Raw genomic sequence first — 25,602 nt, 5'->3', positions numbered from 1 at the left:
AAGCTGTCCGATCAGACGGGGCCACCTCTCTGCAGCACGATGAGCAGGCGGTGCTGGCTGCGGTCGAACTGGCCCTATCCGACGGCGTGGCAACCAAGACCCATGTCCTGAACATCCTTCATCGCCTGATCGATGGCAAGCCGACCGACGGGCCGACCATCAGCGCACCGCAGACCCTGCTCCTGCGCCATGAACCCAAGGCCAATGTCGAACGCTATGACGACCTGCGCGCCCGCACCGCTGGAGGCCGTCATGCGTCATGACCCCGCCAGCGCTGCCATCGTCATCATGCTGCGAAGTCTCAAGATGTATGGCCTGGCGCAGGCCGTCACCGATCTGATTGAGCAGGGCGCTCCCGCCTTTGAGGCCGCCATCCCCATCCTGAACCAACTGCTGAAAGCCGAGATGGCGGAACGTGAGGTGCGTTCCATTGCCTATCACACCAAAGCCGCACGGTTCCCAGCCTACAAGGATCTGGCAGGTTTCGATTTCCAGGCCAGCGAGATCAACGAGGCCACAGTGCGCCAGCTCCACAGCTGCGCGTTCATCGACGGCGCGCAGAATGTCGTGTTGATCGGTGGTCCCGGTACCGGAAAAACCCACGTCGCAACGGCTATCGCCATCCAGGCGATCGAACATCATCGTCGTAAGGTCCGTTTCATATCGACCATCGAACTCGTCAACGCGCTCGAGCAGGAGAAGGCCAAGGGAAAAGCCGGGCAGTTGGCCGAGGCCATGACACGCCTGGATCTCGTGATCTTGGATGAACTCGGGTACCTGCCTTTCAGCGCATCTGGCGGTGCGCTGCTATTCCACCTGCTCAGCAAACTCTATGAGCGGACCAGCGTCATCATAACAACCAACCTCAGCTTCAGCGAATGGGCCACCGTCTTTGGCGACGCCAAAATGACCACCGCCTTGCTCGATCGCCTGACACATCGCTGTCACATCGTCGAAACCGGAAATGACAGCTTTCGTTTCAAAGCCAGCACTGCCGCAGCATCCGGCAAGAGAAAGGGAAATCCACATGCCTTGACCCAATCATAAACCAAGCCGCATAAATCAATGGTGGGTCAATTCTCGACGGAAATCCCGGGTCAATCCCGCGTGGAAATCAACAACCGAGTGCCTTGCGGGCCTTCGAAATCGCCAAGCCGAAGGTCACACCGTCGGCGGACATGGCCGGTTCATCGCTTCTTCTCCCTGTCAATCCGCTTGTCCGCGGATTTTTCCGTTGATACGCTAGTTTGCGTAGGGCTTCAACGGCAGAGAGGGCGTGCTCGCATGCTGCATCAAACAGCACTGGTCTGGGATCGACAACGACGGCGCGTCTCATCGATCGGGCCCTCGACGCTCAGAGACGCCGGTTTCGCCCGCGTACCGGAAGTCGGTCGCTTTAGCTCCATCGGGCAGAAAGATGCATAACGAGCTGAGACTAGCGACGTCCGATCTCGCGCGCTTCCTACAAGAGAAGCTCCCGGAGCTGTCCGAGGACTGGTGGGCAAAGCACGTTGTTGATCGCCTAAGCTTCCAACAGCAGCGTGTCATCGGCGAGAAAAACATCTCTTCATTGCGAGAGTTGGATTTCGCCGCACTTCTGCGTGTCCTTGACCAGAACTGGTACGACTTATCCGGCAACTGCAGTCTTCCCCGGGAAGCCCGCAACTGGGTGAAGGAGCTCCAAACCGTGCGCAACAAGTGGGCGCACGTGTCTGCGGAAGAAACCCCCGCGAGCGAGATATACCGGGATGCAGATACGCTGGGACGCCTCTTGAACCTCATTGGAGCCCATGAGGGTTCAATGAGCGCGGTTCGGGCAGTCAAGGAATCCGCGCTTGCCAGAATGACCGACGGCGCAGGCGGAACGGCTTCCGCGGCGGTGAGCGACGCGAACTCCGTCACGGCCCCCACCGAAGCTCCCCCAACCGACGCGCCAATGCACCTGTTCAAAGTCGGCGACGTCGTGGCTCTGCGCTCCGACAACTCAGTCAAGCTTCCCGTGCTCGAAGTGATCATCGGCGGGCCAGAAACCAGGTACTGCGTCTTCCAGGATGGAGCAAAAGCCAGCTATTATGAAAGCCAGTTGCAGGCTGTGGCGGGAGATGCTGGCGAGCAACCATCCATCTCAATAGATGAGTTCCGCGCGCGGCTTACTGCACTTCATTTGCTGTCACCATCGACGGCGAATTTGTTCTCGTTGCGCTCCGGTCGAGTGAACTTCGTCCCCTATCAGTATAGACCCGTTCTCAAGCTCATTCGCTCCGATCGGCCCCGCTTGCTGATCGCGGACGAAGTCGGCGTCGGAAAAACAATCGAAGCCGGCCTGATCCTGAAGGAGCTCCGCGCCCGCATGGATATTTCGTCCGTGCTCGTTATTTGCCCCAAGGCGCTGGTCGCTGAAAGAAAATGGCAAACAGAGCTAAAGCGCTTCGACGAGAACTTCACTCATCTCGATGGTGCGCTGCTTCGGCACTGTTTGCATGAGACCGATCTCGAAGGCGAGTGGCCCGAGCAGTATGAGAAAGCCATCCTCCCCTTCTCATTGTTTGATTCGGATCTCATCTTTGGGTCCGAAACGAAGAAGCGGCGTAGAGATCGCGGGCTCCTGGCCCTCGACCCAGCCCCAGCATTCGACCTCGTAATTGTGGATGAGGCGCACCACATCCGCAATTCGGACACCTTTCTTCATCAGGGAGTCCGATACTTCTGCGATAACGCACGTGCCGTGTTGTTGATGACCGCAACTCCCGTGCAGCTCGGCAGCCAGGACCTCTTCACACTCCTCAATGTGCTCCGCCCCGATCTTGTGATCGACCGCAACAGCTTCGAGCAGATGGCGGAGCCAAACCGCTTTATAAATGAGGCGGTCCGGCTATGTCGGGAAACAGGGCCCAACTGGCAACAAGAAGCAAGTGAGCAGCTTAGGCAGGCCACGGAGACCGAATGGGGGCGGCTGTTTCTAAGGGAAGGGCCGACGTTTCAGGGTGTCTTTGACAAGCTGCGAGACGAGGTCGAACTTCCAGATGAGGAGCGTGTCACTCTGACCAGGAAACTGGAGGAGCTGTACACGTTCAGTTCGATCATCAACCGCACACGCCGCCGGGATATCGGCGAATTTACAAGCCGCAAGCCCCAAACGCTCACGGTCGATTTCACCGACGACCAGAAAGCGCTTCACGACGATCTTCTAGGCGTCGTCGCCCGCATTCTCGCCCGATCCCACGGTCAGCAGAACGTCAAGTTCATGATGACCACCATTCGCAGGCAGGCTGCTAGCTGCCTGTATGGGCTTGCACCAATGCTCTCCGACATCCTGAACCGTAAACTTGATCAGCTTGAGCTGATTGAAGCCGCCGATAGCGCCGACGAGGTTGACCTGAGCTTTGTCGAGGGCATCCGTCAAGAAATCGAACATCTCATCAGCAGAGCGGAGTCTCTTGATACAACCGACCCAAAGGTCGAAGCCTTTATTCGAACACTGAGAGATAAAACACGGCTGGCGAACAACAAAGCGCTCGTGTTCAGTACGTTCCGTCACACACTCGCCTTCCTCGCCCGACACACTGAGGATGCGGGACTGCGTTACGGCGTCATCCATGGAGACATCCCGGATGACGAGCGTGCCTCGCTGCGGAAGCGGTTCTCCCTGCCCCCAGAGCATCCGGATGCGCTCGAGGTGCTCTTGTCGTCAGAGGTCGGTTGCGAGGGCCTGGACTTTCAGTTCTGCGATTTTCTTGTGAACTATGATCTTCCTTGGAACCCGATGCGGATCGAACAACGCATCGGACGTATCGACCGATACGGCCAGAAGAGTGAGACCGTCAGTATCGTAAACCTTGTCACGCCTGGAACGGTCGACGCTGACATCTACGAGCGTTGCCTGATGCGGATCGGCGTGTTTCAGCACGCCGTAGGCGGAAGCGAGGAGATTCTCGGCCGGGTTACACAGGAAATCCACGATATTGCAGAGAGCTTTGTTCTGACCGATGAAGAGCGGTCCCGCAGACTGCAACAATTGGCTGACAATGGCATTCGCCGTATTCGCGAAGAGCAGGAACTCGAGGAGAAAGAATCCGAGCTTTTCGGTCTGAATGTCCCAAAGGTGTCCTGGCGTGAGGATATCGACAATGCGGAAAGCGAGTGGCTCTCGCCGGACGCCATTCAGAAATGCGTCTCAACCTACCTGAAATCTCGGACAGGCTCTGACCACGAACACCTGCTCGGCGACAAGCCCCTGAAGACGCTCCGCCTGAGTCAGGACGCGCGCAGCGCGCTACTAGCGGACTTTAGGCTGCTCAAGCGCAGCGCGGATCCGATCTCCAAGGCGTGGGAAAAGTGGCTGAAAGGCGGGACTCCGAGCATCGCTGTCACCTTCGATCAGGAGACAGCAACTGATGACCCGAAGGTGATGCATCTGACAGTACTGCATCCACTGGTAAGGCAAGCCGCGCGCTACCTCGAAACCAACGATGCGATGCAATGCACGCTTCAAGCCTCCGACGGTCTGCCGGCCGGTGTTCACCGCTTTGCCCTCTACAGATGGCGGAAGTTTGGCATCAAGCCGGACGAGGAGCTCGTTGCAGTAGCTGATGATCCCGTTGTCGAGGGAGCGCTAATGAAGATCCTTCACACGGCAACCGAGCCAATCGAGCAACGCGCTGCACCATCGCGTGACTTTGACGATCTGGATGTCTTGCATCACGCGAAATGGACGGCGGCTCAGGCAACCCACATCGCTCAGAACCAGGAGCTGGCTGAACACAGGGTACAGAGCCTCACGGTCAGCCACCGCGCTCGGGTCCGTGCCCTGGAAGATCAGATCTTGAAGGCCACGAATGAGAAGATCCGGATCATGAAGCAGAGCGAGCTTGCTCGGGCAAACGCGGATTTTGATCGGCGCGTCGCTGAACTGCGCGAGGCGGGGAATACCGGCGACATTCGGGCAGCGCCCGTGCTTTTCGGAACCGTTATGGTGGGGGTCGGGTAAGACGATGTCGACCGCAAAAGATAAGCAGCTGGTCATTAACCGCGTGCGGGAAGAGCGCGTCGATCTCGCAAAGGTTCTCAAAAAGCACACAGGCATCAGACGCATCGTCGAAGAGCTTTATCCCGACAGTGCACACTTCATTTTTGAGCTTCTACAGAACGCGGAAGACACCGAAGCAACTGAGGTGGGCTTCGAACTTCGGAGCGACTGCCTGTCATTTGAGCATAACGGTAGGCCGTTCTCCGAAGCGGACATCCTGGGCATTACGGATGTCGGCGAGGGTACGAAGTTCGATGACGTCGATACCATCGGACGGTTCGGTGTCGGCTTCAAAGCAGTTTTTGCCTATACGGAGTCACCTAGAATTTGGTCTCCAACATATTCCTTCGAGATCAAAGAACTTGTCTTGCCCTCGCTACTGAGCGATCGCAGCGATCTTCAAGGAAAGACGCGCTTCGAATTCCCGTTCAACAACCCCAAGAAGCCGAGGGAGATCGCCTATAAGGAAGTTGAAGGCGGCCTCCGAGATCTCGCCGAAACCACTCTACTCTTCCTGAACCATCTCCACTCGATCTCCTGGAAAATTGGTGACAGCGGAGGGGGCACGGTACTTCGTATCGAACACACCGAGAACCACATCGAAGTTCTCAAGGAGACCAACGGCGAAACAACCGCGAGCTCTCACTTCTTGAGGTTCACGCAGCCCGTTGAGGGACTGACGCGGGAGACGAAGCACAAAGTCGCGACGGCCTTTGCACTTGAATTCCTTCCTGACGTGAAGGCCTTCGACCCGCCCGCCCCGATCGCAAAGCAAATGAAGATTGTACCGGTTCCAGGTCAGGTTGCGGTGTTCTTCCCGGCCGAGAAAGAAACATCCGGCCTGCGGTTCCATCTTCATGCTCCATTTGTACCGGAACTAAGCCGAGCGAGCATCAAGGAGACACCTGCAAACGAACCGCTGTTCGAGCAACTGGCAGGTCTCGCCGCAGCTTCCCTTCACGAGGTCCGCGACCATGGCTTGCTGACGTTGGATTTTTTGTCGGTCTTGCCGAACAAGCAGGATTCAATCCCTGCTCGATATCAAGCGATACGGACGGCAATCTTTGATGAAATGAACAATGAGGCGCTTACGCCTACGCACGGAAAGTCTCACGCTCCCGCCAAAAGGCTTTTGCAGGCGAGGGCGTCATTGAAAAGCCTTCTCTCCGAGAAAGATCTCGAGTTTCTTGTCGGAGATGCTGATGCACCTCTCATCTGGTCAGTTGGCGCAACGCAAAAGAACACCAATGCGGACCGATTTCTCGAATCGCTGGAAATTCAGGAATGGGGACTGGAAGAGTTCGTTGATCTTCTCACTGATCGCACATCGCACGGCCAGCGCTATGTGCCTCACCCACCATATTGGGTGAGTGGCCCAGACGGCGAATTCATGAAGTGGCTTTCCTCAAAGCCGAATGATTGGCACCAGCAGCTCTACGCCCTCCTATATAGTGAGCTCGCAAGCGAAGGTGGACTTTATCAGTTCAGGAATTCAAAGATCGTTAGAGCCTGATCCGAAATTAAGTTGAGTGGTATCAGCGGGTTAGCTTGACAGCGTTCCCTATCGGTGATTCAGGGGTTTCGCCAAAAACAACCGTGCATCTCCGATGTGGACTGATACCACCCGCGCCCTTCATGCCCGCAACGGCCTGGCTTTGCCAAGCGATTTGACCGATGCGGAATGGTCTTTGTTGGAACCGCTGCTGCCTGCTGCGTCCGCCGTAGGCAGGCCACGCAAATGGCCGCTGCGCCGGATCGTCGAGGCGATCCTTTATCTGCTTCGGGGCGGCCTGCCGTGGCGGATGCTGCCACCTTGTTTCCCGCCGGTCTCGACGGTGCGGCGCTGGTTCTACCTGTGGCGTGACAATGGTCTGTGGCTCACGGTCAACCATGTCTTGCTGATGGCGATGCGCGAGCAACAAGGCCGTGATGCCAGCCCAACCGCCGGCGTGATCGACAGTCAGAGCGTCAAAACCACGGAATCCGGCGGCCCGAGGGGATATGACGCGGGCAAGAAGATAAAGGGGCGTAAGCGCCATATCCTCACCGACACCCAAGGTAATCTCGTCCATGCCGTGATCCATACCGCCGATATCCAGGATCGTGATGGCGCACCGCTGGTGCTGGCCGAAATCGTCAAACCCTTCCCGTGGCTGCGGCACGTCTTCGCCGATGGCGGCTATGCCGGGGACAAGCTCAAAGACGCGTTGCGCCGCATTGGAAAATGGACCATCGACATCATCAAGCGATCCGACACAGCCCAAGGCTTCCAGGTCTTGCCACGACGCTGGGTCGTCGAACGCACCCTGGCATGGCTCAACCGAAACCGACGCTTGGCCAAAGACTTCGAGCAGACTATCGCTTCCGCAACAGCCTGGATCTTCATCGCCTCCGTACAAACCTTCGTCAGGCGTATCGCAAGGCATTGATGCAATTCAGATTAATTTCGAATCAAACTCTTAGACTTTCTTTTCACAAACCCCTGGTCAGGGCGCACCAGTCCGAAGGAACCATGCTCCGTCTCCCGCACGGTTCGCACGAATTCCAGGATTGAAATCTGCTCGTCGGCGCGATCCAACACATCGTGCAACTCGGCATATTCGTGTGTGCCTTTACGAAGGGCATGCGCCACCTGCAGAAGTTGTTCCGCCTTAACAAGGAATGCACGGCCCTCCGTTCTTGCATGCCATGCGAGCGCTGCACGGCGCTGGAAATAGGTGGATTTCGACTGGCTGCCTGCCACGACAACCGTTTGTAAGGCCCCCCAAAGGTCCCAAGCCTGGCCTGCGCGTACCAGTGCCCGGGCTTGTTCATGAAGGCGGTGCGCCACGGATTCATAGGTGCTGATCGTTGCCGGTGCCAGTTCCCCGGCGGGCGTGAATGCTGCGAGCCGGTTGTCTAGCGTCCGATATCGGACTGCTGGGTTGCTGAAAGGCGGAGGGCATCCTTGGAGCATAGTTAATCTCCGGTCCTGCCAAAATGTGCGTGTGAGAATGTGGGGGCAAGATCGACAACATAATCGGTGTTAACTTTTGCATTGACAATAGGGAATTTTCTGAATTTACATCATGTATGTTGTGTACATGATATGCAATGAAGTATTTTAAGAATTGATCAGGTGTAATTCAATGAATTTGGTTTTCATTTTTACTCATTGACTGGGTCGGGCTCGGATCAGGAGTAATTTAGGGCCCGACAGAATTTACCGAACCGTTCCATCAGCCCACCGCGTGCATGGGTGAGGCATGGCGCGTCCGTCGAAGTGACCGCTGCGGTCCGATCATGACGTCGAATTCTGAATGCCGGCCGGTGATCCGGATCGGACAGCGTACGCGGACGGGACATGGTTCACATCTTGGCCAGTGCTGCGGCCGGATACCAGCGCCGACCTAGCCATAGCGCCAACTGCACCATCAGGATCAGCACCGGCACCTCGACCAGTGGCCCGATGACGGCGGCGAAGGCCACGGGGGATGCCAGCCCGAAGGCGGCGATGGCGACCGCGATGGCCAGCTCGAAATTGTTACCCGCTGCCGTGAAGGCCATGGCGGTAGCCCTGGGATAGTCCGTTTCGATCAGCCGGCCCATGGCGAAGCTGACCAGAAACATGATCAGGACCGCCGCTGCCGGGCGATCTGGGCCGCCCCATCCTGGAACACCAGCGACGCCACGGTGCGGGAACGGACTGGCCGCCCACGGAGCCATCGCATCAGCCGAGCCCGGAACAGGTTCAGGCGAACCAGGCCCGACAATCCGGTCTGTTCTTCCGCAGCGAGCCGGAAACGGTGCCGTCCGCATCGGAAACTCGGAATCCGGCGATGCTGTCCGGCCCCAGTTTCATCGCAGATGCTGCCATGGCCGAACCGGATGCGCAGCAGCGCAAGCTGGACTTCCTGGCCCGTCCCGACGCGGCCGGCATCTATAATCCATACGCCGAGCAGCGGCCGGTATCGCCCAACCAGATCATGGCTGGCAGCGTCATTGCTGCGGCGCTGGTGACGGGCCTGAATTCCGACCTGCCGGGCACGGTCGTGGCTCAGGTGACGGAAAACATCCATGACAGCGTCACCGGCCAAATCCTGCTGATCCCCCAGGGCTCCCGGCTCATCGGCACCTATGACAGCCGGGTCAGCTTCGGGCAGGAGCGTGCCCTGCTGGTCTGGCAGCGGCTGATCCGTCCCGACGGTTCGTCGCTACAACTGGACAACCTGCCGGCCAGCGACACGGAGGGGCAGTCGGGTCTGGCCGACCGGGTGAATTTCCATACCGGCCGCTTGCTGAAGGGTATCGTTCTGGCGACCCTGCTGGGCGTCGGCACGGAACTGACCTTCGGGCAGCAGGAAAGCGAGCTGGTCCGCGCCGTCCGGGAATCCATGCAGCAGAACGCCGACCGCGCCGGCCAGCGCCTGGTTGAGCGCAACCTCGACATCCAGCCCACCTTGACCGTCCGGCCCGGCTGGCCGCTGCGCATCATCGTGTGGCGGGACGTGATCCTCTCCCCCTATCGAGGAGGCTGATCCATGCTGAAGCTGCCCAAGCTCCCCGACCGCACGCCCGTGAAACTGACTGCCACGCTGAGCCCGGATCTACACCAACGGCTCCTTTCTTATGCCGCCCTTTATAGGGCAACCTATGGCGTGGACGAGCCGGTGGCTGACCTGATTCCCTATATGTTGGACGCTTTCCTGAACAGCGACAGCGCCTACGCCAATGCCCGCAAGGAAGACCTGCCACCCATCAAGGAAGTCACCCGCCGCCGGGGGGCACCAGAAGGCAGGTGATACCGGCACCGTGACCGCAACAGAGGCCTGAGCCATGAGCATCATCGGTCATTTCAAGCTGGCCAAGGACGGTGGCTGGACGGGCGTCATCCGGACCCTGACCATCAACGCCAAGGTTCGCTTAGTTCCCAACGACAACCGCGACCAGGAGAATGCACCTGCCTACCGGCTGCTGATCGGTTACAACCGCATCGGTGACGCCTGGGAAGCAATCACCACAGGGGAAGAACCACGTTCCTATCTGCGAGTCCGCTTCGATGACCCGGTGCTGGCTGGTCCGTTCAGTGCCGCCCTCTTTCCGAGTGAAGATGGTATGTCGGCGAAACTTGTATGGAATCGCCGCTGACAGCAAGTTGCTCGATTATTTGGGGGCTTGGAGCTACTCGAGATAGGCTGGTTATTCGTTAAAATGTGCGCTGCTGTCAATCGTGGCTGGATGGAATGAACCTGTTGGCACCATGGGGGACGGAATGCTCACCATGGTTTGGATCTGGCACATGCGCCACACTCTCATGCGGTTGACATCGCGGGCAGGGATGGCTCATGAGCTGCTTCCAGTGCCGCTCCGTCCCGCGTTTGCATTGTCCGATCGGCACTGCGACCTGACTTCAGCTTTCATCCATTCCCTCAAGTTTTGCGATCTGACCGTCTGTTTCATTCGATGATGCAAAAAAGCCGGTGGAGCCACACGGAGTCAGTTCCAGCTGACTCTGCGCCGGAACCCTGTTGTTGAGGGCTGATCACGGACGAGATGGACCTGCATAACATGCATTCGTTAATTGGTGTAGAGTATTTATGAAAACTCACGAACAGATGAATGGAATTCTGTAATATTTAGAGAATCAAAATCTAAATTTGGAGTCGTATTAGAATATTTACTGAAAATCAAACAAATGCTACCGGTCTCATATTTCCGTTTTCATTTTTGGCTGGCGTTCGGCATCGTCCAGATTGGTACGCCGGTCATATCGGGAAGCCTGTGGGCGATGCCCTTGTGACAATCGATGCAGGTCGCTTGACCCGTGAACAGGAAACGCTGGTGCGCTTCGGCTCCACGTGCGCCCTGGCGGGTAATGTCCATGGAATCCGCACTGTGGCAGTTGCGGCATTCCAGCGAATTGTTGGCCTTCAGCCGTGCCCATTCATGGGAGGCCAGTTCCTTGCGCTTGGCCTCGAACTTTTCCGGTGTGTCGACCGTACCGAAAACCTTACCCCATACCTCTTTGGAGGCCTGCATCTTGCGGGCAATCTTGTCTGTCCAGTTATGTGGGACGTGACAGTCGGGGCAGGTTGCCCGCACGCCGGACCGATTGGAATAGTGGATCGTCTGTTTCAGGTCCGCATAGGGGTTTTCCCGCATCTCGTGGCAGCCGATGCAGAAAGCTTCCTTGTTGGTCATCTCCAGGGCGGTGTTGAAGCCGCCCCACCACAGCACGCCGGCCACGAAACCGCCAATGGTGAGGAACCCGATACCCAGATGTCCGGCCGGGCGGTTGAAGATTGCCCAGGCTATGTTGGCCCAGCCCAGGACGCGCCGAGTGATACCCATCATTTCCCCTCCCCGGTTGGGGGACCGTTCCCACGGATGACGCTGTCAACGTCGCGGAAGGTATTGGCCACGCGAGGTTGCGCGTCCGTCTGTGGCACATGGCATTGCAGACAGAAATAACGGCGCGTGGAAACAGCACCCAGGACCTGTCCATCGCGGTCCTGGAAATGGGTGACGGAGATCATGGGTGCCTGGCTGTCGCCCGTGAATTCACGGGCGTGGCACGTCAGGCATTTGTTGGCGCGCAGGTCCAACTGATAACCGACGACAGCATGCGGGATGACCGGTGGTTGTTCGGGATAATTGCGTTGGCGGCGCTGATCATCTGTCACGTCCTTGGGCATTGGGGGGGCCGCCTGTACGGTCAACCCATCGGCCCCGGAAAAAGCGGGACGGCCGCTGGCCTTGACATCGCGCGTGGTGGCTGCCGCGGGAACGGGATCGGTGGCCAGAGCCTGCCGGGCCAGCGGCATCGCCAGCAAAGGCAAGGCCGACAACAGGGCCAGGATTAAGGGGAGCTGGCGCTTTTTCATGTCTCAGGCCTCCCTGACCGGTGTGATGCGCACGGCGCATTTCTTGAAATCGGTCTGTTTGGAGATCGGGTCGGTGGCATCCAGCGTGACCCGATTTATCAGCACATCGGCATCGAACCAGGGCACAAATATCAGGCCGCGCGGCGGCTTGTTGCGGCCCCTTGTTTCCACCCGTACCCGCACCTCACCTCGGCGGGAAGCCACCAGCACCTCCTGTCCGCGTCGCACCTTCAATGCTTGGGCGTCATCGGGATGCATATAGCAAAGGGCCTGCGGGACCGCCTTGTGCAGTTCCGGCACACGGCGGGTCATGGAGCCAGAATGCCAATGTTCCAGTACACGGCCCGTACTCAGCCAGAACGGATATTCTGCATCCGGGCTTTCGGCCGGCGGTTCGTAGGGCAAGGCGAAGATACGGGCTTTGCCATCCTTGTAACCATAGAACCGGATGCCTTCGCCGGCCGGTACATAGGGATCGCTACCTTCACGAAAACGCCAGCGCGTTTCCTGACCATTCACCACCGGCCAGCGTAGGCCGCGTTCTTGGTGATAGGTGTCGTAGGAAGCCAGATCATGGCCATGTCCACGGCCAAAGCTGGCATATTCCTCGAACAGGCCCTTCTGAAGGTAGAAGCCGAACGCCTTGGCCTCCCGGTTTTCATAGGCCGGATCGCACTCGGTTGTGGGAAATTGGTCGACCTGCCCGTTGCGGTAGAGGATATCGTACAGCGTCTTGCCGCGATACTCCGGTGCCTTCGCCAGCAACTCCTCCGGCCACACTTCCTCCATCTTGAACCGTTTGGAGAATTCCACCAATTGCCAGAGGTCGGACTTTGCGTCGCCGGGTGCGTCCACCAATTGATGCCAGACCTGGGTGCGGCGTTCGGCATTGCCATACGCCCCTTCCTTTTCAACCCACATGGCGGCGGGCAGGACCAGATCAGCGGCCATGGTGGTGACGGTGGGATAGGCGTCCGATACGACGATGAAATTATCCGGATTGCGGTATCCGGGCCAGGTCTCGTTCCCGGAATTGGGAGCGGCCTGCATGTTGTTGTTCACCTGCACCCAGTAGCAGTTCAACTTGCCGTCCTTCAGCATCCGATCTTGCAGGACGGCGTGGAAGCCGGGCTTCGCCGGGATGGTGCCCTCCGGCAGTTTCCACAGATGTTCGGCGTGGGCACGGTGCTCGGGGTTGGTCACCACCATATCGGCCGGCAGACGATGGGAGAAAGTGCCCACCTCACGCGCAGTGCCGCAGGCGCTGGGCTGGCCGGTCAGGGAAAAGGGGCTGTTACCCGGCTCCGAGATCTTTCCGGTCAACAGGTGGATGTTGTAGACGAGGTTGTTCGCCCAGACACCGCGCGTATGCTGATTGAACCCCATGGTCCAAAAGCTGGTGACCTTGATCTTCGGGTCGGCGTAAAGTTCTGCCAGCGCCTTCAGTCGGGCCGCCGGCACGCCCGATTGTGCCGCAACCTTCTCCAGCGTGTAGGGGGCAACGAAGGCCGCATATTCGGCGAAGCTGATCGGGTCGGATTCATTGGCCTTGGCGGCGTTCTTGGCCGCCATTTCCAGCGGATTGTCGGGACGCAGCCCGTACCCGATATCGGTGCGGCCCTTCACGAACAAGGTGTGCTTATCCACGAATTCTTGGTTCACCCGCCCGGTCTGGATGATGTGGTTGGCAATATAATTCAGGATCGCAAGATCGGTTTGCGGCGTGAACACCATGGGGATGTCCGCCAACTCGAACGACCGGTGTTCGAAGGTCGACAGCACGGCCACCTTGACGTCCGGATTGGATAAGCGGCGATCGGTGACGCGGGTCCACAGGATGGGGTGCATCTCCGCCATGTTGCTGCCCCACAGGACGAAGGCATCGGCGGCTTCGATATCGTCGTAGCAGCCCATGGGTTCGTCGATACCGAAGGTGCGCATGAAGCCACCGACGGCGGATGCCATGCAATGGCGTGCGTTGGGGTCGATATTATTGGAACGGAAGCCAGCCTTCATCAGCTTGGATGCGGCATACCCCTCATGCACCGTCCATTGACCGGAACCGAACATGCCGATGGCTTCCGGCCCCTTGGTTTTCAGCGTGGCCTTCCACTTCTCGGCCATGATATCGAAGGCCCGATCCCAAGTGACCGGGGTGAAATCACCATCCTTGTCATACCGACCATTCTTCATCCGCAGCAGGGGTGTGGTCAGCCGATCCCGTCCATAGATGATCTTGGACAGGAAATAGCCCTTCACACAGTTCAGGCCGCGATTGACCTCCGCCTTTTGATCGCCGTGGGTGGCAACGATCTGTCCATCCTTCACGCCGACCATGACGGAACAGCCTGTGCCGCAGAAGCGACAGGGGGCCTTGGACCATTTCATCTTCGCATCCAGGCCTGCAGGCAATTGCGTGGCACCGGACTGCAGGGTCAGGCCGGCAGTGGCCGCAGCGGTCGCTGCCGCCTGGGCCTTCAGATAGTCGCGTCGGGTCAGGGGCATGGCATCGGCTCCGCGAGGGCTGCCGTTTGTTCGGCATGGTGGTAGACGGGCAAGGCGCTGTAGACACCGGGCAGGGCATTGATGGCGTCCAGAGCCTCGGCCACGGCACGGGTGCTGGAACGCTCGATCAGCACGATCAGACGACTGGCGTCCCCTTGGGTGGGGACGATTTCGCAACTCAACGCCAACAGATGGCGTGACAGGTCCGCCACGGTATCGGGGCGGGCGTGGACGATGACGCTGGAAATATGGCTTTCACCGCTCACGTACATGGCTCCACCTCGCCCGTCAGTTTGACGGCGTCAACCGGACAGGAGGCCAAGCAGTCGCCACAGCCGGTGCAGCGGTCGGTCTCGACATCTGCCCGCGCCCGCCCGCGCGGCAACAGATGGAAGCGGATGGCCCCTTCCGGGCAGGTTTCGGCACAAGTCCGGCAATAGGCACCATTTTCCGCCAGACACGTGCTAGCGATAACGGCCAGTCGCGTGGCGGATTGCGGCGCGGTAGAGGCCACGCGGGTGAACAGCGTGCGGCGGGAAAGAGATTGTTCCATCAGGTGGCCTTCCCTCATATGCCCGGTGGGCCGGCGACAAGCTGGTACATCCAGACGGCAAAGCCGTAGGCACCGACCACGCCAATGGAGAGGACGGGAACCAGTACGAAGGCGAGGAAGAGGAAAGTCAGAAATTCCATTCTTCTGCTTTCCGATTTGGGAAGGGCGCTCATGACATCCTGCCAGCAAGATTGTTTGCTTGGGAAACCAATGTGGCGAATAATGACTGGCGAGCGTTGATCTGGATCAAGTCCATGATGATGTATACAGAAAATATGAGCAGAGATCATCTGATAACGATTCTAAGTTAATTTGAAATTTGATAAATTCATTGTCCATAATTGATAAAAGTCAATTATGGACAGATAAAGTAATCAAGAATGAGTATTTTCTCTGGCCGATGGCGAAGTGAGCGTGGGGCGGCGGGTATGTCCACCCGCCGCAGCCCGCGTCGTTAGTATCCGGCCTCAGTCAGTAGCTTACCCATGCGCTCCTTGGCCTTCCCGGGCAATTTGGCCGCTTTGACTGCATCCAAGTTGACCTTGCCATCACCGACCACAATCAGCGCTACCATGCCCATGGGGTAATGAGGTTTGCATTCCACGCCATAGAGTCCGGGGGCCTTGACGGTGATTGTGTAGCTCTTGTTGATCTCGCCAGCGAAGGTCTCAGCTCCTGGCGGCAACAACCCGGTGATGGCCTGCGCATTGTGTCCTTTGTCCGTAATGGTAAATGTGATGGTGTCGCCGGGAGCCGCCCTTATCAACGCGGGTTCGAAAACCATCATGCCGTCGGTCCCCTTATTCAGGGCCTTGATCTCATGCTGGGCGGCCGAAGCCGCCGACAGGGAGAGGGCGTTGGCGAAGAAGGCCAGGAAAAGCAGTAGCAGACGCATGTCAAAACATCCTTGGTCAGGAGGAAAACCGGCCGCCGCTGACGGCCATTGGGGTAGTCGGCCGGTCAAACAGCCGCTTGCGGGATCAGGGTGATGCCACCCAGCTGCCCGGCCAGTCCTGCTGCGGCTGATGGCGGCATCAGGAGGAACGCGGTGGACAATGCATCAGCACGGCTGGCCGTGCCGGCCCGCACGCTGACTTGGCGTGGGCCGGGAGCGGGACGGCCGCTTCGCGGATCGAGAATATGGCCGAAGCGCCCTCCGGGGTCGAAGCAAGTGCCGTTGGTGGCGGAAGTGGCGAGTGCGCCGGTCAGATCCAATGACGGGCCGTCATTGTTGACCTGTCGTATCGATACGCGCCAGGGTCGGCCCGCGGGATGCCGGCCGAGGGCCCGGACTTCCCCCATATCCACCAGGACGTCGCTAAGCCCTTCATTCAACAACAGCTCGGCGATACGATCGGTGATATAGCCCTGGGCAATGCCGTTCAACGTGACGGCCATGCCTGGTCTGGCGAAAGTGATGCGTGACGGTTCCACCTCTACGGCGCGGAAATCGATCAGTGCCTGCACCGCTGCCACGGCAGAGACCGGTGGTCCCGCAGCATCAGCACCGTTCGTTGCGAAATGTTCAGCGTACAACGTCCACAGCGGCTGCGTCGTAATGTCGAAGGCGCCATCTGTCAGATGGCCGTAGGTTACCGCCTCCTGCATTACGCGCACCAGATCGGCGGGCGGCGCGTCAAGCCGGCCTTTGTGGTTCAGTTGGACAAGGGCGCTATCGGGACGGAAGAGGCTGAGCGCCCTTTCCAGGCGTGTCACTTCCTGCAGACAACGTTCAACCAGTCGATCTGCCATGCGCTCACTCAAACCAACGAGTTGGAGGCTCGCATCGGCACCCAGGGCCGTGCCCTGCCAACGGCGAATGCCGTCCCCGGCCAGAACGCGAGAGGAAGGCAGGAGGGCGGCTCCCGATGCGGCTGCGGCAATGGTCAGGAATTGGCGGCGGTCAGCGCGCATCTGACCCTCCTTGTGAAATAGAGGATGTCTCCATATCGCCACCGAGTACATCGTCGGGCCGGATGTCGGCGAAGCGGCGAAGCTGCCCGCCATAAACATGGATGAAGTCTCGGGCGTCGGCTTCCTTGGAAAAGGGGTAAAGTTCCGCTCCCGTCATGGCGGCCGGCGCCTCTGCCCCCGCGACGTACCAAGCTTCCTGCACGGCGACCCAACGTGTCGGGTCGGCTTTATCCGGACCGGTGGTACCGCCCATGTCGGATACAAAGGCGGCGCGGACATTCTTCGGTTCATCCGGCAGCATCAGGAAGGCGAAAGTGTCACGCACCGATGTCAGCCAGACGGGTGTCCCCCGGCTACGCAGATGCACCTGACCCTTGGGACCGGGATGATCGGACAGGTTCATACCGCAATATTGGCCAACGGCGTCGGCGGTGATTGCGGCGGGAACGACTGGCGGCTCATGCGGCGGTTCGGCGCCACACCCCGACAGGAACCCCATGCCGAGCAGCATGGCGGCAAGCATTTGGGACTTCATATCTGTCTCCGTGAAAGCACCAGGCCGGCAAGGGCCAGGGGCGCCAATGTCCAGGCGGCCAGGGCACCCAGTAATGGCAGGGGGCCAAGTGTAGCCCGTGCCGCCAGCCCGGCCATGCCAGCGTGGCGACCGACGTCGGCAAAGCCGGTCAGATTGAATAGACGGTAGGCGTCGGCGGGATTGGCCAACAGAAGGGTGTTCAACAATCCTTCACCCAACCCTTGGCCGCCGGTTGCGACCAGCAGCCCCAGCAGCCCCATGTCGTACAGCAGCACGAACAACAGCCAAAGGGCAACGGCAATGCCGGCGGCGGTGCCCCGGTCACGCACAAGCGTGCTGGCCAGATAACCCATGGAAACGAACGCTGCCCCTAATAGCACGCTGGACCCGATCATCGCGGCGAAGGCAGCCCAGGGCTCTCCGCCGTCCGGTGCCAGCAGATGCAGTACCAACCCCGCCATCCCATAACCGATGATGGTGGCGAAGGCGATGATGGCAACATGGCCCAGGAATTTGCCCAGCAGTGCCTGCCAGCGCGCCACGGGATAGCTGAGCAACAGCAACATGGTACCGCGGTCGATCTCCCCAACAATGGCATCGAAGGACAGCAGCAGGGCCAGCAGCGGCAGGAGGAAGATCGTCAGGCTGGACAGGCTGACGATTGTCACCTCCAGCCGGCCAATACCAACCGTGCCGGTCGGAGCGCTGCCAAGAAAGGCGAGTGTCACGGCCAGGGCTGCCATCAGAAGGGTGGTGGCCGCGACCCAGCGGTTGCGCAGGCCGTCGCGGATTTCCTTGGCTGCGATGATCAGGATGGTTCTCAAGCCGCGTCCTCCCGGGACAGGAAATGAGCGTAAATCTCATCCAGGCTGGGCTGGACCAGTTCCAGGTCGGTTACGGAATCCGATGCCAGCAGGGTGCGGATCAGTTCCAGCTTGCGCGACCGCTCGCAGGGAATGTTGACGCGATGCCTGCCGTCTACCGGTAGAGCTAGGCGATGAAGAGCACAGAGCCGGGTCGCAGCCTCGGCAGTCTGCAGGGTCACGGTCAGGCGTTGGGGCAGATCGGCCAGCATGCGCAGCGTATCCAGGCTGCCTTCCGCCACCTTGCATCCCCGGTTCATCACCACGACCCGGTCAGCCTGACCTTCCAACTCCGTCAGGGCGTGGCTACACAGCAGGATGGTCACGCCCTGATCACGCAATTCCCGCACGATGGCATAAAATCCTTGGCGCAGCGCCGGGTCCAGACCCGTCGTGGGTTCGTCAAGGAACAGCAGGCGCGGGTCACCCAACAGTGCCTGGGCTAAGCCCAGACGCTGTCGCATGCCCTTGGAATATGTAGAAATCCTCTGCCGAGATGCCGCCTCCGGCAGCCCGACACGGGCTAACAGCGCTGCATTGCCGGCTGGCGTCACGCCTTTCAGCCGCGCATAGAAGTCCAGGCATTCGTGACCCGTCATGCCGGGATGCAGGGCCACGTTTTCCGGCAGGAAGCCGATCCGGCGGCGCATGCCGGCTGCAGCCCGCCCGGCTGGGTCGTGACCCAGCACAGATAATTGACCGGCATCGCGGTATGTCAGCCCCAGCATCAGCTTGATCAGGGAGCTTTTGCCTGCGCCATTATGACCGACCAGGGCAACGCATTCGCCGGGTATCAAGGTCAGGTCCAGGTTGTGCACGGCGCGCTTGCCCCCGTAATGCTTGGCAAGTCCGCGCGCCTCGACGGTTGGCTGGTCGTTCATGGAGAAGCCTCCTGCTTAGTGGGGGCTGGAAGGGCAACGGGATCGGTCATCAGCGGGGCGCTGTCGGTTACGCCGCCGGGATGCAGGGCCGGGAACTGCTTCTGCGCCCAGCGGATCATCTGGATGCCGGGGCTGTTCAGCAGCAGCTTGGCCTGCGGGTGAGCCCAGATGATGCGGTCTACGACATCGTTGGGGCGATAGGGTTCATCGGCAATGCCATCGCCATCCAGGTCAAAGGCCGCATTGTCACTCCAGAAATTGCCCCGGCCAGCGTCTGACCAGTCCAACGCGCGGGTGCCAACATATTTCACCTGGGTACGGTTGGCGACAAAGGCATTGCCGGCGATGATGTTGCGTTCCGAACCCGCCGTGAAATGCACACCGATCTCACAGCCGGAGAAACGGTTACCCGTCAGCCGGTTCTTGTTGGCATTGTAGATGAAGACGCATTTGCCTGTGCCAGTACGCGGGGCAGTGGGATCCAGGTCGTCGGCCGGCATGTCTCGATCGCCTGACTCTTCGGTCCCGGCCGCTGTGCGAAGCTCGGGAAACCGCCCGTCAATGATGTTACCGCTGATCTGAGAACCATTGGTGTAGTTCAGCAGTAGTCCGTGCAACCGGTCGTGGCGGGAGATGTTGTCGCGCACTGTTAAGCGCTGCGAATACATGATGGCGTAGCCGACATGGTTGCCCTCCGACAGATTGCCGGAGACCTCGCTGTCGTTGGTATACATGTAGTGGATAGCGAAGCGGACACCGGTAAAGCGGTTGTCCTGGAACAGATTATGGTGGGAGGTGGTGACAAAGATGCCGTCGCGCCCTCCCTCCACTCGGTTGCCAATTACCCTCGTGCCCGGCGCGTTCCAGAGCTGGATGCCGTTACCGCGCTCGGACAGGCGGAGGTCGCTGCGGCCAATGATGTGGTTGTCGCGGATAACGACCTCGGCTGCTCCCCAATCATAGATGCCGATCAGGTTACCGACCAGATGGTTACCCTCCACCACGGTTGCTGTGGCTCCCTTGTCCAGGAAGATTCCGGCGTTCTGGTCGAACAGGCTGCTGCCGGAATTACGGATTTCCAATCCGCGCAGGACGACCCTGGGGGCCGTGACGATCAGGCTGTTGCCCTGACCGCCGCCATCAATAACGGCGCCCGGGTCGGCCGTCAGCGTCAAGGTCAGGTCCACCCGTACCGGCCCCGGATGGGTGCCCGGCAGCAGTCGCAGCACGTCACCCGGCCGGGCCTGCGCCATGGCCGCGGTCAGTCCTCCCGGTTTCACTGCCAAGGTGGCGGCAGGTGCGGGGACGGCAAAGAGACATGCCGCTGCCAGGATGAGGATGCGTGGGGACAAGGGATGATCCTGCGGGGATTAGGGTGGGCCGTTCCCGCCCGATGTCCCGGGCGGGAACGGTATCGTCGAGGCCAGAAGGCGGTGGTCAGGCGCTCTTCGGCTCAACGATCATGCGGCCGCCCATTTCCATATGCAGGGCGTGGCAGAACCACTGGCAATAGTACCAGTAGACACCAGCACGATCGGCCGTGAAGGTGACGGAGGACGTCTGCTGCGGCCCGATCTCCATGGCGATGCCATGGTTGGTCAGGGTGAAGCCGTGGGTCAGGTCGTCAACATCATCAATGTTGGTGACGTAGACTGTCACCTCGTCACCCTGGCGGACCGTGAATTCCTCCAGCCCAAAGGCAGGGGCGGAGGAGTACATATAGACGCGCACCTTGTTGCCGTCGCGGACCAGTTTGGTGTCGGTCTCCAGCGTCACACCGTCGGCGGCAGCCTGCTTCACGGCGTCGGCAAACATGGGGTCTGCGCGGTCATAGATGTTGCGCGGGTTCACCTTGGAGCGGTGGACGATCAGTGTATCATGCGGTTCAGCGAAGGTGGGGCCGTCATGGACCAGCTTCATCTCGTCGCCAGAAATATCAATGAGTTGATCGTTTTCCGGCTTCAGCGGCCCAACATTCAGGAACCGGTCCTTGGAGAATTTGTTCAGCACCATCAGCCACTTTCCGTCGGCCTCCTTGGTCTGCCCCATGGATGAATGCAGGTGGCCGGGCTGGTAGTGCACATCCAGCTTCTGGACAATGGGGGACACCTGCTCCCCCTTGTAGGCACGCTTGGCGGCTTCGATGTTCCATTTCACCACCTGGCTGTCCAGGAACAGCGTGGTGTAGGCGTTGCCACGCCCGTCATAGGCCGTGTGCAGGGGGCCGAGACCCAACTGCGGTTCCGCTACCACCGTGTCACGCGGTTTGATCTTATCGTCGAAAAGATCATCGAACCTACGCACGTCGAACACGGTGGCGGTAGGTGACAACTTGCCGTTGGCAGTGGCATGGATGCCGTCAGGCGCCATGTTGATGCCATGCGGGCTGTTCGGAACGGGGATGTAGCGAGTGTAGGGGGAACCCTTGCGCCCGTCGAGCACAGGTACCCCGTTTATCATCTGGGCCTTGCCGGCCTTCACAGCAGCTTCGATCCGCTTGAGATTGAAGACGACCAGCCAATCCTGCTCGTTAGCGGTCATTTCCGCCAGGGTCACGCCCTCTTCCGAGTTGTAGCAGGTGGACATGGCATATTTGCCCTGATAATCCGCCTCCGTATTGTCGAGATTGCCATCCACCCAGATCTGCCAGGCGACCTTCATCGTATCGCCGTCGATGGCGCTGAAATGAGAGCGGTATTTCTTGGGGTCATTGAGGTCGCGCCCGTCATTGGGGGTGGGTACCCGCTGTTCGCCATTGGCGAAGATGTAGCCCGTACGTGGATATTTCTGCAGACGCAGGCCATGGATGGCGGCGGCGTTGGGAATTTCAATAACCTTATCGACCTTCATGATGTCGCAGCGCACGCGCGCCACACGGGTATTGGCCTTGTCATTGCAGAACAGATAGCGCCCGTCATATGTGCCGTCGGTGAAGGACATGTGTGGGTGGTGTAGATCGCCGTTCAGATAGGTGCCACCGCGCTTTTCCAGAAATTTCCTGGTTTCCGGCAACAGACCTTCCGTGAGAATTTTGCGGCTTTCATTGGTTAGCCCCCATCCGGTGGCTGAACAACGGTTGAAGACGGGAATGCGCATGAATTCGCGCATGGAAGGCACGCCCATGATGCGAATTTCCCCCGACTGGCCGCCAGAATGGAAAACATAATATTCGTCCAGATCGCCGGGTTTCACCTCTGTACTATTCCTGCCGCTGGTGGCGGCGTCAGCGGCGCCGGGGGCCAGCAGCAAGCCGCCCGTGGCGCCTGCGCCCATGGCGGCTCCCAAGCCTGCAAGCGTCGCGGCCTTGGCGGTCCCGCCCAGCAGGGAGCGGCGGTTCATTCCCTGTATCGTATCGATATACTCCGACATCTCTCGGCTCCGTGTGTTGTCCCGTGATCGCACGGGGGAGTGAAAAAAAGGGGGGATCAGAGGGTCGCCGGCGGCACCGGATACTTGGCGCGCCTGGGATCGCTGGTCATTACGGCGGCTTGGCGTTCGGCCTTCTTCAACCGCGCCACCACCACCGGACAGATCTGGGTGTGGTTGTAGAGGACCTGGCAATGCAGGCATTGAATGCATTCATTGGGATTGATACGGCCGTCAGGATGTATGGCCTGTACCGGGCATTCGATGGCGCAACGATGGCACGGGTTGCCGCATTCGCGGTAGCGGCGAAGCCAGTTGAACATTCGAACGCGGCCTGGAATGGCCAATGCAGCCCCCAGCGGGCAAAGATAGCGGCAGAAGAAGCGTTCGATGAACAGGCCGGCCAGCAGCAAGGCGACGGCAAAGATCACATACCACCAGTCGCGGATGAAATGCAGGATGATGGCCGTTTTGAATGGTTCCACCTCCGCGGCGCGCTCTGCGTCGGCGAGACTGTGCAGCGACAGGCCAAAGATCACCATGAAGATGATGTATTTCAGCGGCCAAAGCCGTTCGTGTATAGCGAACGGCACCTTCACCTGCGGCACCCGCAGCTTTCTCGCCAATTTGTTGGATAACTCCTGCAAGGCGCCAAACGGGCACAGCCAGCCACAGAACGCGCCACGGCCCCAGAACAGCAGTGACGCCGTCACCGAAAACCACAGAATGAACAGCAGTGGATCCATCATGAAATAGTCCCAGCGGAAATCGTGACGCATGGCGTCCACGAAGGTCAGGACATTGACGACGGAAAGCTGTGCATGGGCATACCAACCAAGATAGAGCAGCGTGAACAGCAGGACGGAGATGCGCGTGCGCTCATACAGCTTTGGCCGGCGAACCAGAGCATCCTGAAAGAAGAAGATGGCTGTGACCGCCAGGACGGCCAATGCTGTCAGCACGATATCCACCCGGCGGTTGTCCCAGACGCGTTGCCACAGCGGCATGTCCGCCAGTGCATCGACCTGCGCAGCGGAGGCCGGAGGAGGGCTTATGGTGGCCGGAGCGGCTGTCAGGTATTTCTCCGGTGGGATGTAACCCAGGTCGAAGGTGACGAAGCTCTTGTCCAGCGCGGCCGTGGCCCGTTGTACCAGCAATTGCAGCCGCCAAGGCTGGGTTGGGTCGAACGCCATGTTGTCGGGGATCGTGAACAACGCGATCTCCGGAAGGTTTGGTGCGCCCGCCGCGATCAGGGAGCCTATTCGCCGATGGTTCTTGTCGCGAAAGCGGGTGCTGGCTTCTCCCTGGATCAGTTCGATCCGGTCGAAAATGCCACCGCGCACATAGCCAGATCCCTTGAAGGAATAGCGGCCCCGGCTGGCGATCAGCAGGGCCTGCTGGCCAGGCTTCAGTCGGGCACGTAGCGCCTCGTATTCCGCATCCCCCAGCAGGTTGCGGCCGATGGTCGGGATGGTGGCGAGCCCGGCATAAAGCTCAATAAAGCTGTCATCATCGGGGCCGGGTTCCGGCCGAGCGGCGGCGGCCGCATTGCCGGAGCGGGTAAAGGCAGCGTTGATGTCCGCCACGCTCAACACCAGCCGACGCAGCGAGCCATCGCCGACCAGGGTCTCCCAATCTGCCTGGTCCTGGCGGCTTTTATCGATCTGACGGGTCGGGGATGTCGATGATTGGAGGGTTGCACGCGTCAATATCTGTGACAACTTGCGGCCTGATCGCAACAGGCTGTCGCCAATCACCATGACCGTGACCGTGGCGCCCGACACGATATCAACCGGTGGCTTGGCGCCGTTGGTCAATTGCGGGTCGAAGACGTTGCGCCCGACATAGCCCTGGATAAAGGCCTCCACCCTCGCCACGGGTATGCCGACCAGCACGATGGGCTCGTGATGGCCGACCAGCTTGGCGCCCTTGATTACGCCCTCGGCGGTCAACCCGACCATCACGTCGATCGGTCGCCCGGAATAGCCCGTTGTGTCGACAAGATCGCTGGAGAGATAGGCGTAGCCCAGCAGTGTTTCGCCCTTAAAGACGGAATAGGCCGGGGCCCGTTCGCTGCGGGGGCCGAAACGCTCTCCATCCGGGAAAAGGTCACTGGGTTGAACCTTGTCAAGGTAGGTGTCGATGCGGAAATCTTTAGAATACGACGATGATGAGAATAATGTGAGTGACAGTAAAATAAATAATATGGCCAAAGATAAACTCAGGCCAGAACGTAAATTCAAAAAAGTCAACGACGGCATTGACATTTGTCAAGCACTCCAATCATCATGACAGTGAAGTTATATTCTTTGTCTACGGAACTGTATTTGATCCTGATCAATTCGCTGATTTGACGTGTTGGGGGCGTCAATCTGCGAACTTTTCCCGATGGACTATCCGATAGCGCGCCAACCCAGCTGGCTCTTTGCGCGCCGACAAATAGATACGAGGTCTACACCGCCTGGGAGGCGATAGCGGGGGCTTCACGGCGTTGTTTGCTCCAGCGCAAGGAAGGTCGGCGCCAGTTCTGCTGGCATGGGGCGTGTTGCCCTTAATTTTCCACTCAGGTGTCAGCATGAAAACTCAGCTTGTCCACTTTCGGCGCGATGTCGCTCACGGTCTGGCGCCGCCCGACAGCCCGCTAGGCTCACAAGCCGACGGCTCCATCATTTGCGCCATCAAGGATTGCCCCGACGCATTACCGCCGGAACGGCTGCTGGACCGTCTGAAAGGGCTTTTCCCGTCATCGAGTGTCAGCAGTGTGTCTTTCAGCGATCTACCCGCGCGCGATGGGGGCTGTTGTGGTGGGCACTGCGGCGGCTGACCTATCCCGTGCAGTGCCGGCTTCGATGGAGCAAGAGACCATCTCGTTGTTGCCCCTGCCCATTTCGTATGTCGATGCTACCGTGCCCACCGCCGCCGCAACGCTGGCTGACCTGTTCGATGCGATCTTGGTGTCATTGATCTTGGGATGGTTCCATACCAGACCCGGCGGGACCTGGACGAACCTCTTCACCTGTCGCAACGTGTGGAGAGCGTGCATAGCCAGCTCCGGCATGTTACGCAGGAGGCAGAGGAACATGTTTAGCTGGAAGA

The 25,602-nt window shown here is 59.4% G+C and carries 22 protein-coding genes and 2 pseudogenes; 8 read left to right on the top strand and 16 right to left on the bottom strand.

Annotated features, from left to right (window positions below; translation table 11 throughout):
• Positions 1-20 precede the first annotated feature (20 nt).
• The 5 genes and pseudogenes from ABC728_RS04250 to ABC728_RS04230 all read left to right on the top strand — a co-directional run.
• Positions 21-263: pseudogene (locus ABC728_RS04250) on the top strand (IS21 family transposase); the annotation flags it as partial.
• Positions 253-1,047 carry an IS21-like element helper ATPase IstB gene (istB, locus tag ABC728_RS04245; RefSeq protein WP_416622302.1) on the top strand — a complete coding sequence of 265 codons (795 nt, stop codon included), beginning with the start codon at positions 253-255 and terminating at the stop codon, positions 1,045-1,047. The pseudogene ABC728_RS04250 and the gene istB, both read left to right, overlap by 11 nt.
• Before the next feature lie 370 nt (positions 1,048-1,417).
• On the top strand, positions 1,418-4,987 hold the full coding sequence (locus ABC728_RS04240) for a DEAD/DEAH box helicase (RefSeq protein WP_416622303.1): 3,570 nt from the start codon (positions 1,418-1,420) through the stop codon (positions 4,985-4,987).
• A 4-nt stretch (positions 4,988-4,991) separates the two neighbouring features.
• Positions 4,992-6,539, top strand: a complete 1,548-nt coding sequence (locus ABC728_RS04235; RefSeq protein ID WP_445376279.1) for a sacsin N-terminal ATP-binding-like domain-containing protein — start codon at positions 4,992-4,994, stop codon at positions 6,537-6,539.
• A gap of 94 nt (positions 6,540-6,633) precedes the next feature.
• Positions 6,634-7,455 (top strand): IS5 family transposase, encoded by an 822-nt coding sequence (locus tag ABC728_RS04230; RefSeq protein WP_445376278.1) that lies wholly within the window; start codon positions 6,634-6,636, stop codon positions 7,453-7,455.
• 11 nt (positions 7,456-7,466) lie between these two features.
• Here ABC728_RS04230 and ABC728_RS04225 read toward each other — a convergent pair whose 3' ends face one another.
• Together ABC728_RS04225 and ABC728_RS04220 are read right to left on the bottom strand one after the other, a co-directional pair.
• On the bottom strand, positions 7,467-7,769 hold the full coding sequence (locus ABC728_RS04225) for a hypothetical protein (protein ID WP_445376277.1): 303 nt from the start codon (positions 7,767-7,769) through the stop codon (positions 7,467-7,469).
• 605 nt (positions 7,770-8,374) lie between these two features.
• A pseudogene (locus ABC728_RS04220) lies at positions 8,375-8,641 on the bottom strand (arsenic resistance protein); the annotation flags it as partial.
• Positions 8,642-8,844: 203 nt separating this feature from the next.
• On the opposite strand from ABC728_RS04220, the gene ABC728_RS04215 reads away from it, so the two are divergent.
• The 3 genes from ABC728_RS04215 to ABC728_RS04205 are packed head-to-tail and all read left to right on the top strand — an operon-like array spanning position 8,845 to position 10,153.
• Complete coding sequence (locus ABC728_RS04215; protein ID WP_416622150.1) at positions 8,845-9,543, top strand: TrbI/VirB10 family protein; 699 nt, start codon at positions 8,845-8,847, stop codon at positions 9,541-9,543.
• 3 nt (positions 9,544-9,546) lie between these two features.
• Complete coding sequence (locus ABC728_RS04210) at positions 9,547-9,807, top strand: DUF2274 domain-containing protein (RefSeq protein WP_416622151.1); 261 nt, start codon at positions 9,547-9,549, stop codon at positions 9,805-9,807.
• A gap of 34 nt (positions 9,808-9,841) precedes the next feature.
• Positions 9,842-10,153 carry a DUF736 domain-containing protein gene (locus ABC728_RS04205; RefSeq protein WP_416622152.1) on the top strand — a complete coding sequence of 104 codons (312 nt, stop codon included), beginning with the start codon at positions 9,842-9,844 and terminating at the stop codon, positions 10,151-10,153.
• 573 nt (positions 10,154-10,726) lie between these two features.
• Here the strand turns inward: ABC728_RS04205 and ABC728_RS04200 are convergent.
• The 14 genes from ABC728_RS04200 to ABC728_RS04135 all read right to left on the bottom strand — a co-directional run bounded on the left by ABC728_RS04200 (position 10,727) and on the right by ABC728_RS04135 (position 24,773).
• Positions 10,727-11,356, bottom strand: a complete 630-nt coding sequence (locus ABC728_RS04200) for a NapC/NirT family cytochrome c (RefSeq protein WP_416622168.1) — start codon at positions 11,354-11,356, stop codon at positions 10,727-10,729.
• On the bottom strand, positions 11,356-11,889 hold the full coding sequence (locus ABC728_RS04195; RefSeq protein WP_416622153.1) for a nitrate reductase cytochrome c-type subunit: 534 nt from the start codon (positions 11,887-11,889) through the stop codon (positions 11,356-11,358). Before ABC728_RS04195 ends, ABC728_RS04200 begins: the two co-directional genes overlap by 1 nt.
• A gap of 3 nt (positions 11,890-11,892) precedes the next feature.
• Positions 11,893-14,394 (bottom strand): nitrate reductase catalytic subunit NapA, encoded by a 2,502-nt coding sequence (napA, locus tag ABC728_RS04190; RefSeq protein ID WP_416622154.1) that lies wholly within the window; start codon positions 14,392-14,394, stop codon positions 11,893-11,895.
• A complete protein-coding gene (locus ABC728_RS04185) occupies positions 14,385-14,660 on the bottom strand; it encodes a chaperone NapD (protein WP_416622155.1) in 276 nt (91 codons plus the stop codon). The genes napA and ABC728_RS04185 overlap by 10 nt, the downstream gene beginning before the upstream one ends.
• Entirely contained in the window at positions 14,657-14,947 is a 291-nt protein-coding gene (locus tag ABC728_RS04180; protein WP_416622156.1) for a 4Fe-4S dicluster domain-containing protein, read from the bottom strand. The genes ABC728_RS04185 and ABC728_RS04180 overlap by 4 nt, the downstream gene beginning before the upstream one ends.
• Before the next feature lie 14 nt (positions 14,948-14,961).
• Positions 14,962-15,120 (bottom strand): periplasmic nitrate reductase, NapE protein, encoded by a 159-nt coding sequence (gene napE / locus ABC728_RS04175; RefSeq protein WP_416622157.1) that lies wholly within the window; start codon positions 15,118-15,120, stop codon positions 14,962-14,964.
• Positions 15,121-15,401: 281 nt separating this feature from the next.
• Positions 15,402-15,842: a pseudoazurin gene (locus ABC728_RS04170; protein ID WP_416622158.1), complete on the bottom strand. Its 441-nt coding sequence runs from the start codon at positions 15,840-15,842 to the stop codon at positions 15,402-15,404.
• A 65-nt stretch (positions 15,843-15,907) separates the two neighbouring features.
• Positions 15,908-16,861, bottom strand: a complete 954-nt coding sequence (locus ABC728_RS04165) for an FAD:protein FMN transferase (RefSeq protein ID WP_445376276.1) — start codon at positions 16,859-16,861, stop codon at positions 15,908-15,910.
• The gene (locus ABC728_RS04160; protein WP_416622160.1) at positions 16,851-17,396 is read right to left on the bottom strand and encodes a nitrous oxide reductase accessory protein NosL; all 546 of its coding nucleotides are present in this window, start codon (positions 17,394-17,396) and stop codon (positions 16,851-16,853) included. The genes ABC728_RS04165 and ABC728_RS04160 overlap by 11 nt, the downstream gene beginning before the upstream one ends.
• Positions 17,393-18,220 carry an ABC transporter permease gene (locus ABC728_RS04155; RefSeq protein WP_416622161.1) on the bottom strand — a complete coding sequence of 276 codons (828 nt, stop codon included), beginning with the start codon at positions 18,218-18,220 and terminating at the stop codon, positions 17,393-17,395. The genes ABC728_RS04160 and ABC728_RS04155 overlap by 4 nt, the downstream gene beginning before the upstream one ends.
• A complete protein-coding gene (locus ABC728_RS04150; protein WP_416622162.1) occupies positions 18,217-19,140 on the bottom strand; it encodes an ABC transporter ATP-binding protein in 924 nt (307 codons plus the stop codon). Before ABC728_RS04150 ends, ABC728_RS04155 begins: the two co-directional genes overlap by 4 nt.
• The gene (locus ABC728_RS04145) at positions 19,137-20,492 is read right to left on the bottom strand and encodes a nitrous oxide reductase family maturation protein NosD (protein ID WP_416622163.1); all 1,356 of its coding nucleotides are present in this window, start codon (positions 20,490-20,492) and stop codon (positions 19,137-19,139) included. The genes ABC728_RS04150 and ABC728_RS04145 overlap by 4 nt, the downstream gene beginning before the upstream one ends.
• 85 nt (positions 20,493-20,577) lie before the next feature.
• Positions 20,578-22,509, bottom strand: a complete 1,932-nt coding sequence (gene nosZ / locus ABC728_RS04140) for a TAT-dependent nitrous-oxide reductase (RefSeq protein WP_416622169.1) — start codon at positions 22,507-22,509, stop codon at positions 20,578-20,580.
• Positions 22,510-22,565: 56 nt separating this feature from the next.
• Entirely contained in the window at positions 22,566-24,773 is a 2,208-nt protein-coding gene (locus ABC728_RS04135) for a 4Fe-4S binding protein (RefSeq protein WP_416622164.1), read from the bottom strand.
• Positions 24,774-25,602: the final 829 nt, after the last annotated feature.

The sequence above is a fragment of the Niveispirillum fermenti genome (genome assembly GCF_052474395.1).
Note: the sequence above shows the minus strand (reverse complement) of the source record. Positions and strands in the feature narration are given on the sequence as shown.

What these genes read in the sequence shown, in the direction of transcription:
- ABC728_RS04215 (WP_416622150.1), top strand. Translation starts at nt 8,845, where the DNA reads ATGCTGTCCGGCCCCAGTTTCATCGCAGATGCTGCCATGGCCGAACCG.
- ABC728_RS04235 (WP_445376279.1), top strand. Translation starts at nt 4,992, where the DNA reads ATGTCGACCGCAAAAGATAAGCAGCTGGTCATTAACCGCGTGCGGGAA.
- ABC728_RS04165 (WP_445376276.1), bottom strand. Translation starts at nt 16,861, where the DNA reads ATGCGCGCTGACCGCCGCCAATTCCTGACCATTGCCGCAGCCGCATCG.
- ABC728_RS04135 (WP_416622164.1), bottom strand. Translation starts at nt 24,773, where the DNA reads ATGTCAATGCCGTCGTTGACTTTTTTGAATTTACGTTCTGGCCTGAGT.
- ABC728_RS04150 (WP_416622162.1), bottom strand. Translation starts at nt 19,140, where the DNA reads ATGAACGACCAGCCAACCGTCGAGGCGCGCGGACTTGCCAAGCATTAC.
- ABC728_RS04170 (WP_416622158.1), bottom strand. Translation starts at nt 15,842, where the DNA reads ATGCGTCTGCTACTGCTTTTCCTGGCCTTCTTCGCCAACGCCCTCTCC.
- ABC728_RS04180 (WP_416622156.1), bottom strand. Translation starts at nt 14,947, where the DNA reads ATGGAACAATCTCTTTCCCGCCGCACGCTGTTCACCCGCGTGGCCTCT.
- ABC728_RS04210 (WP_416622151.1), top strand. Translation starts at nt 9,547, where the DNA reads ATGCTGAAGCTGCCCAAGCTCCCCGACCGCACGCCCGTGAAACTGACT.
- ABC728_RS04240 (WP_416622303.1), top strand. Translation starts at nt 1,418, where the DNA reads ATGCATAACGAGCTGAGACTAGCGACGTCCGATCTCGCGCGCTTCCTA.
- ABC728_RS04160 (WP_416622160.1), bottom strand. Translation starts at nt 17,396, where the DNA reads ATGAAGTCCCAAATGCTTGCCGCCATGCTGCTCGGCATGGGGTTCCTG.
- ABC728_RS04200 (WP_416622168.1), bottom strand. Translation starts at nt 11,356, where the DNA reads ATGGGTATCACTCGGCGCGTCCTGGGCTGGGCCAACATAGCCTGGGCA.
- nosZ (WP_416622169.1), bottom strand. Translation starts at nt 22,509, where the DNA reads ATGTCGGAGTATATCGATACGATACAGGGAATGAACCGCCGCTCCCTG.
- ABC728_RS04205 (WP_416622152.1), top strand. Translation starts at nt 9,842, where the DNA reads ATGAGCATCATCGGTCATTTCAAGCTGGCCAAGGACGGTGGCTGGACG.
- ABC728_RS04195 (WP_416622153.1), bottom strand. Translation starts at nt 11,889, where the DNA reads ATGAAAAAGCGCCAGCTCCCCTTAATCCTGGCCCTGTTGTCGGCCTTG.
- istB (WP_416622302.1), top strand. Translation starts at nt 253, where the DNA reads ATGCGTCATGACCCCGCCAGCGCTGCCATCGTCATCATGCTGCGAAGT.
- napA (WP_416622154.1), bottom strand. Translation starts at nt 14,394, where the DNA reads ATGCCCCTGACCCGACGCGACTATCTGAAGGCCCAGGCGGCAGCGACC.
- napE (WP_416622157.1), bottom strand. Translation starts at nt 15,120, where the DNA reads ATGAGCGCCCTTCCCAAATCGGAAAGCAGAAGAATGGAATTTCTGACT.
- ABC728_RS04230 (WP_445376278.1), top strand. Translation starts at nt 6,634, where the DNA reads ATGTGGACTGATACCACCCGCGCCCTTCATGCCCGCAACGGCCTGGCT.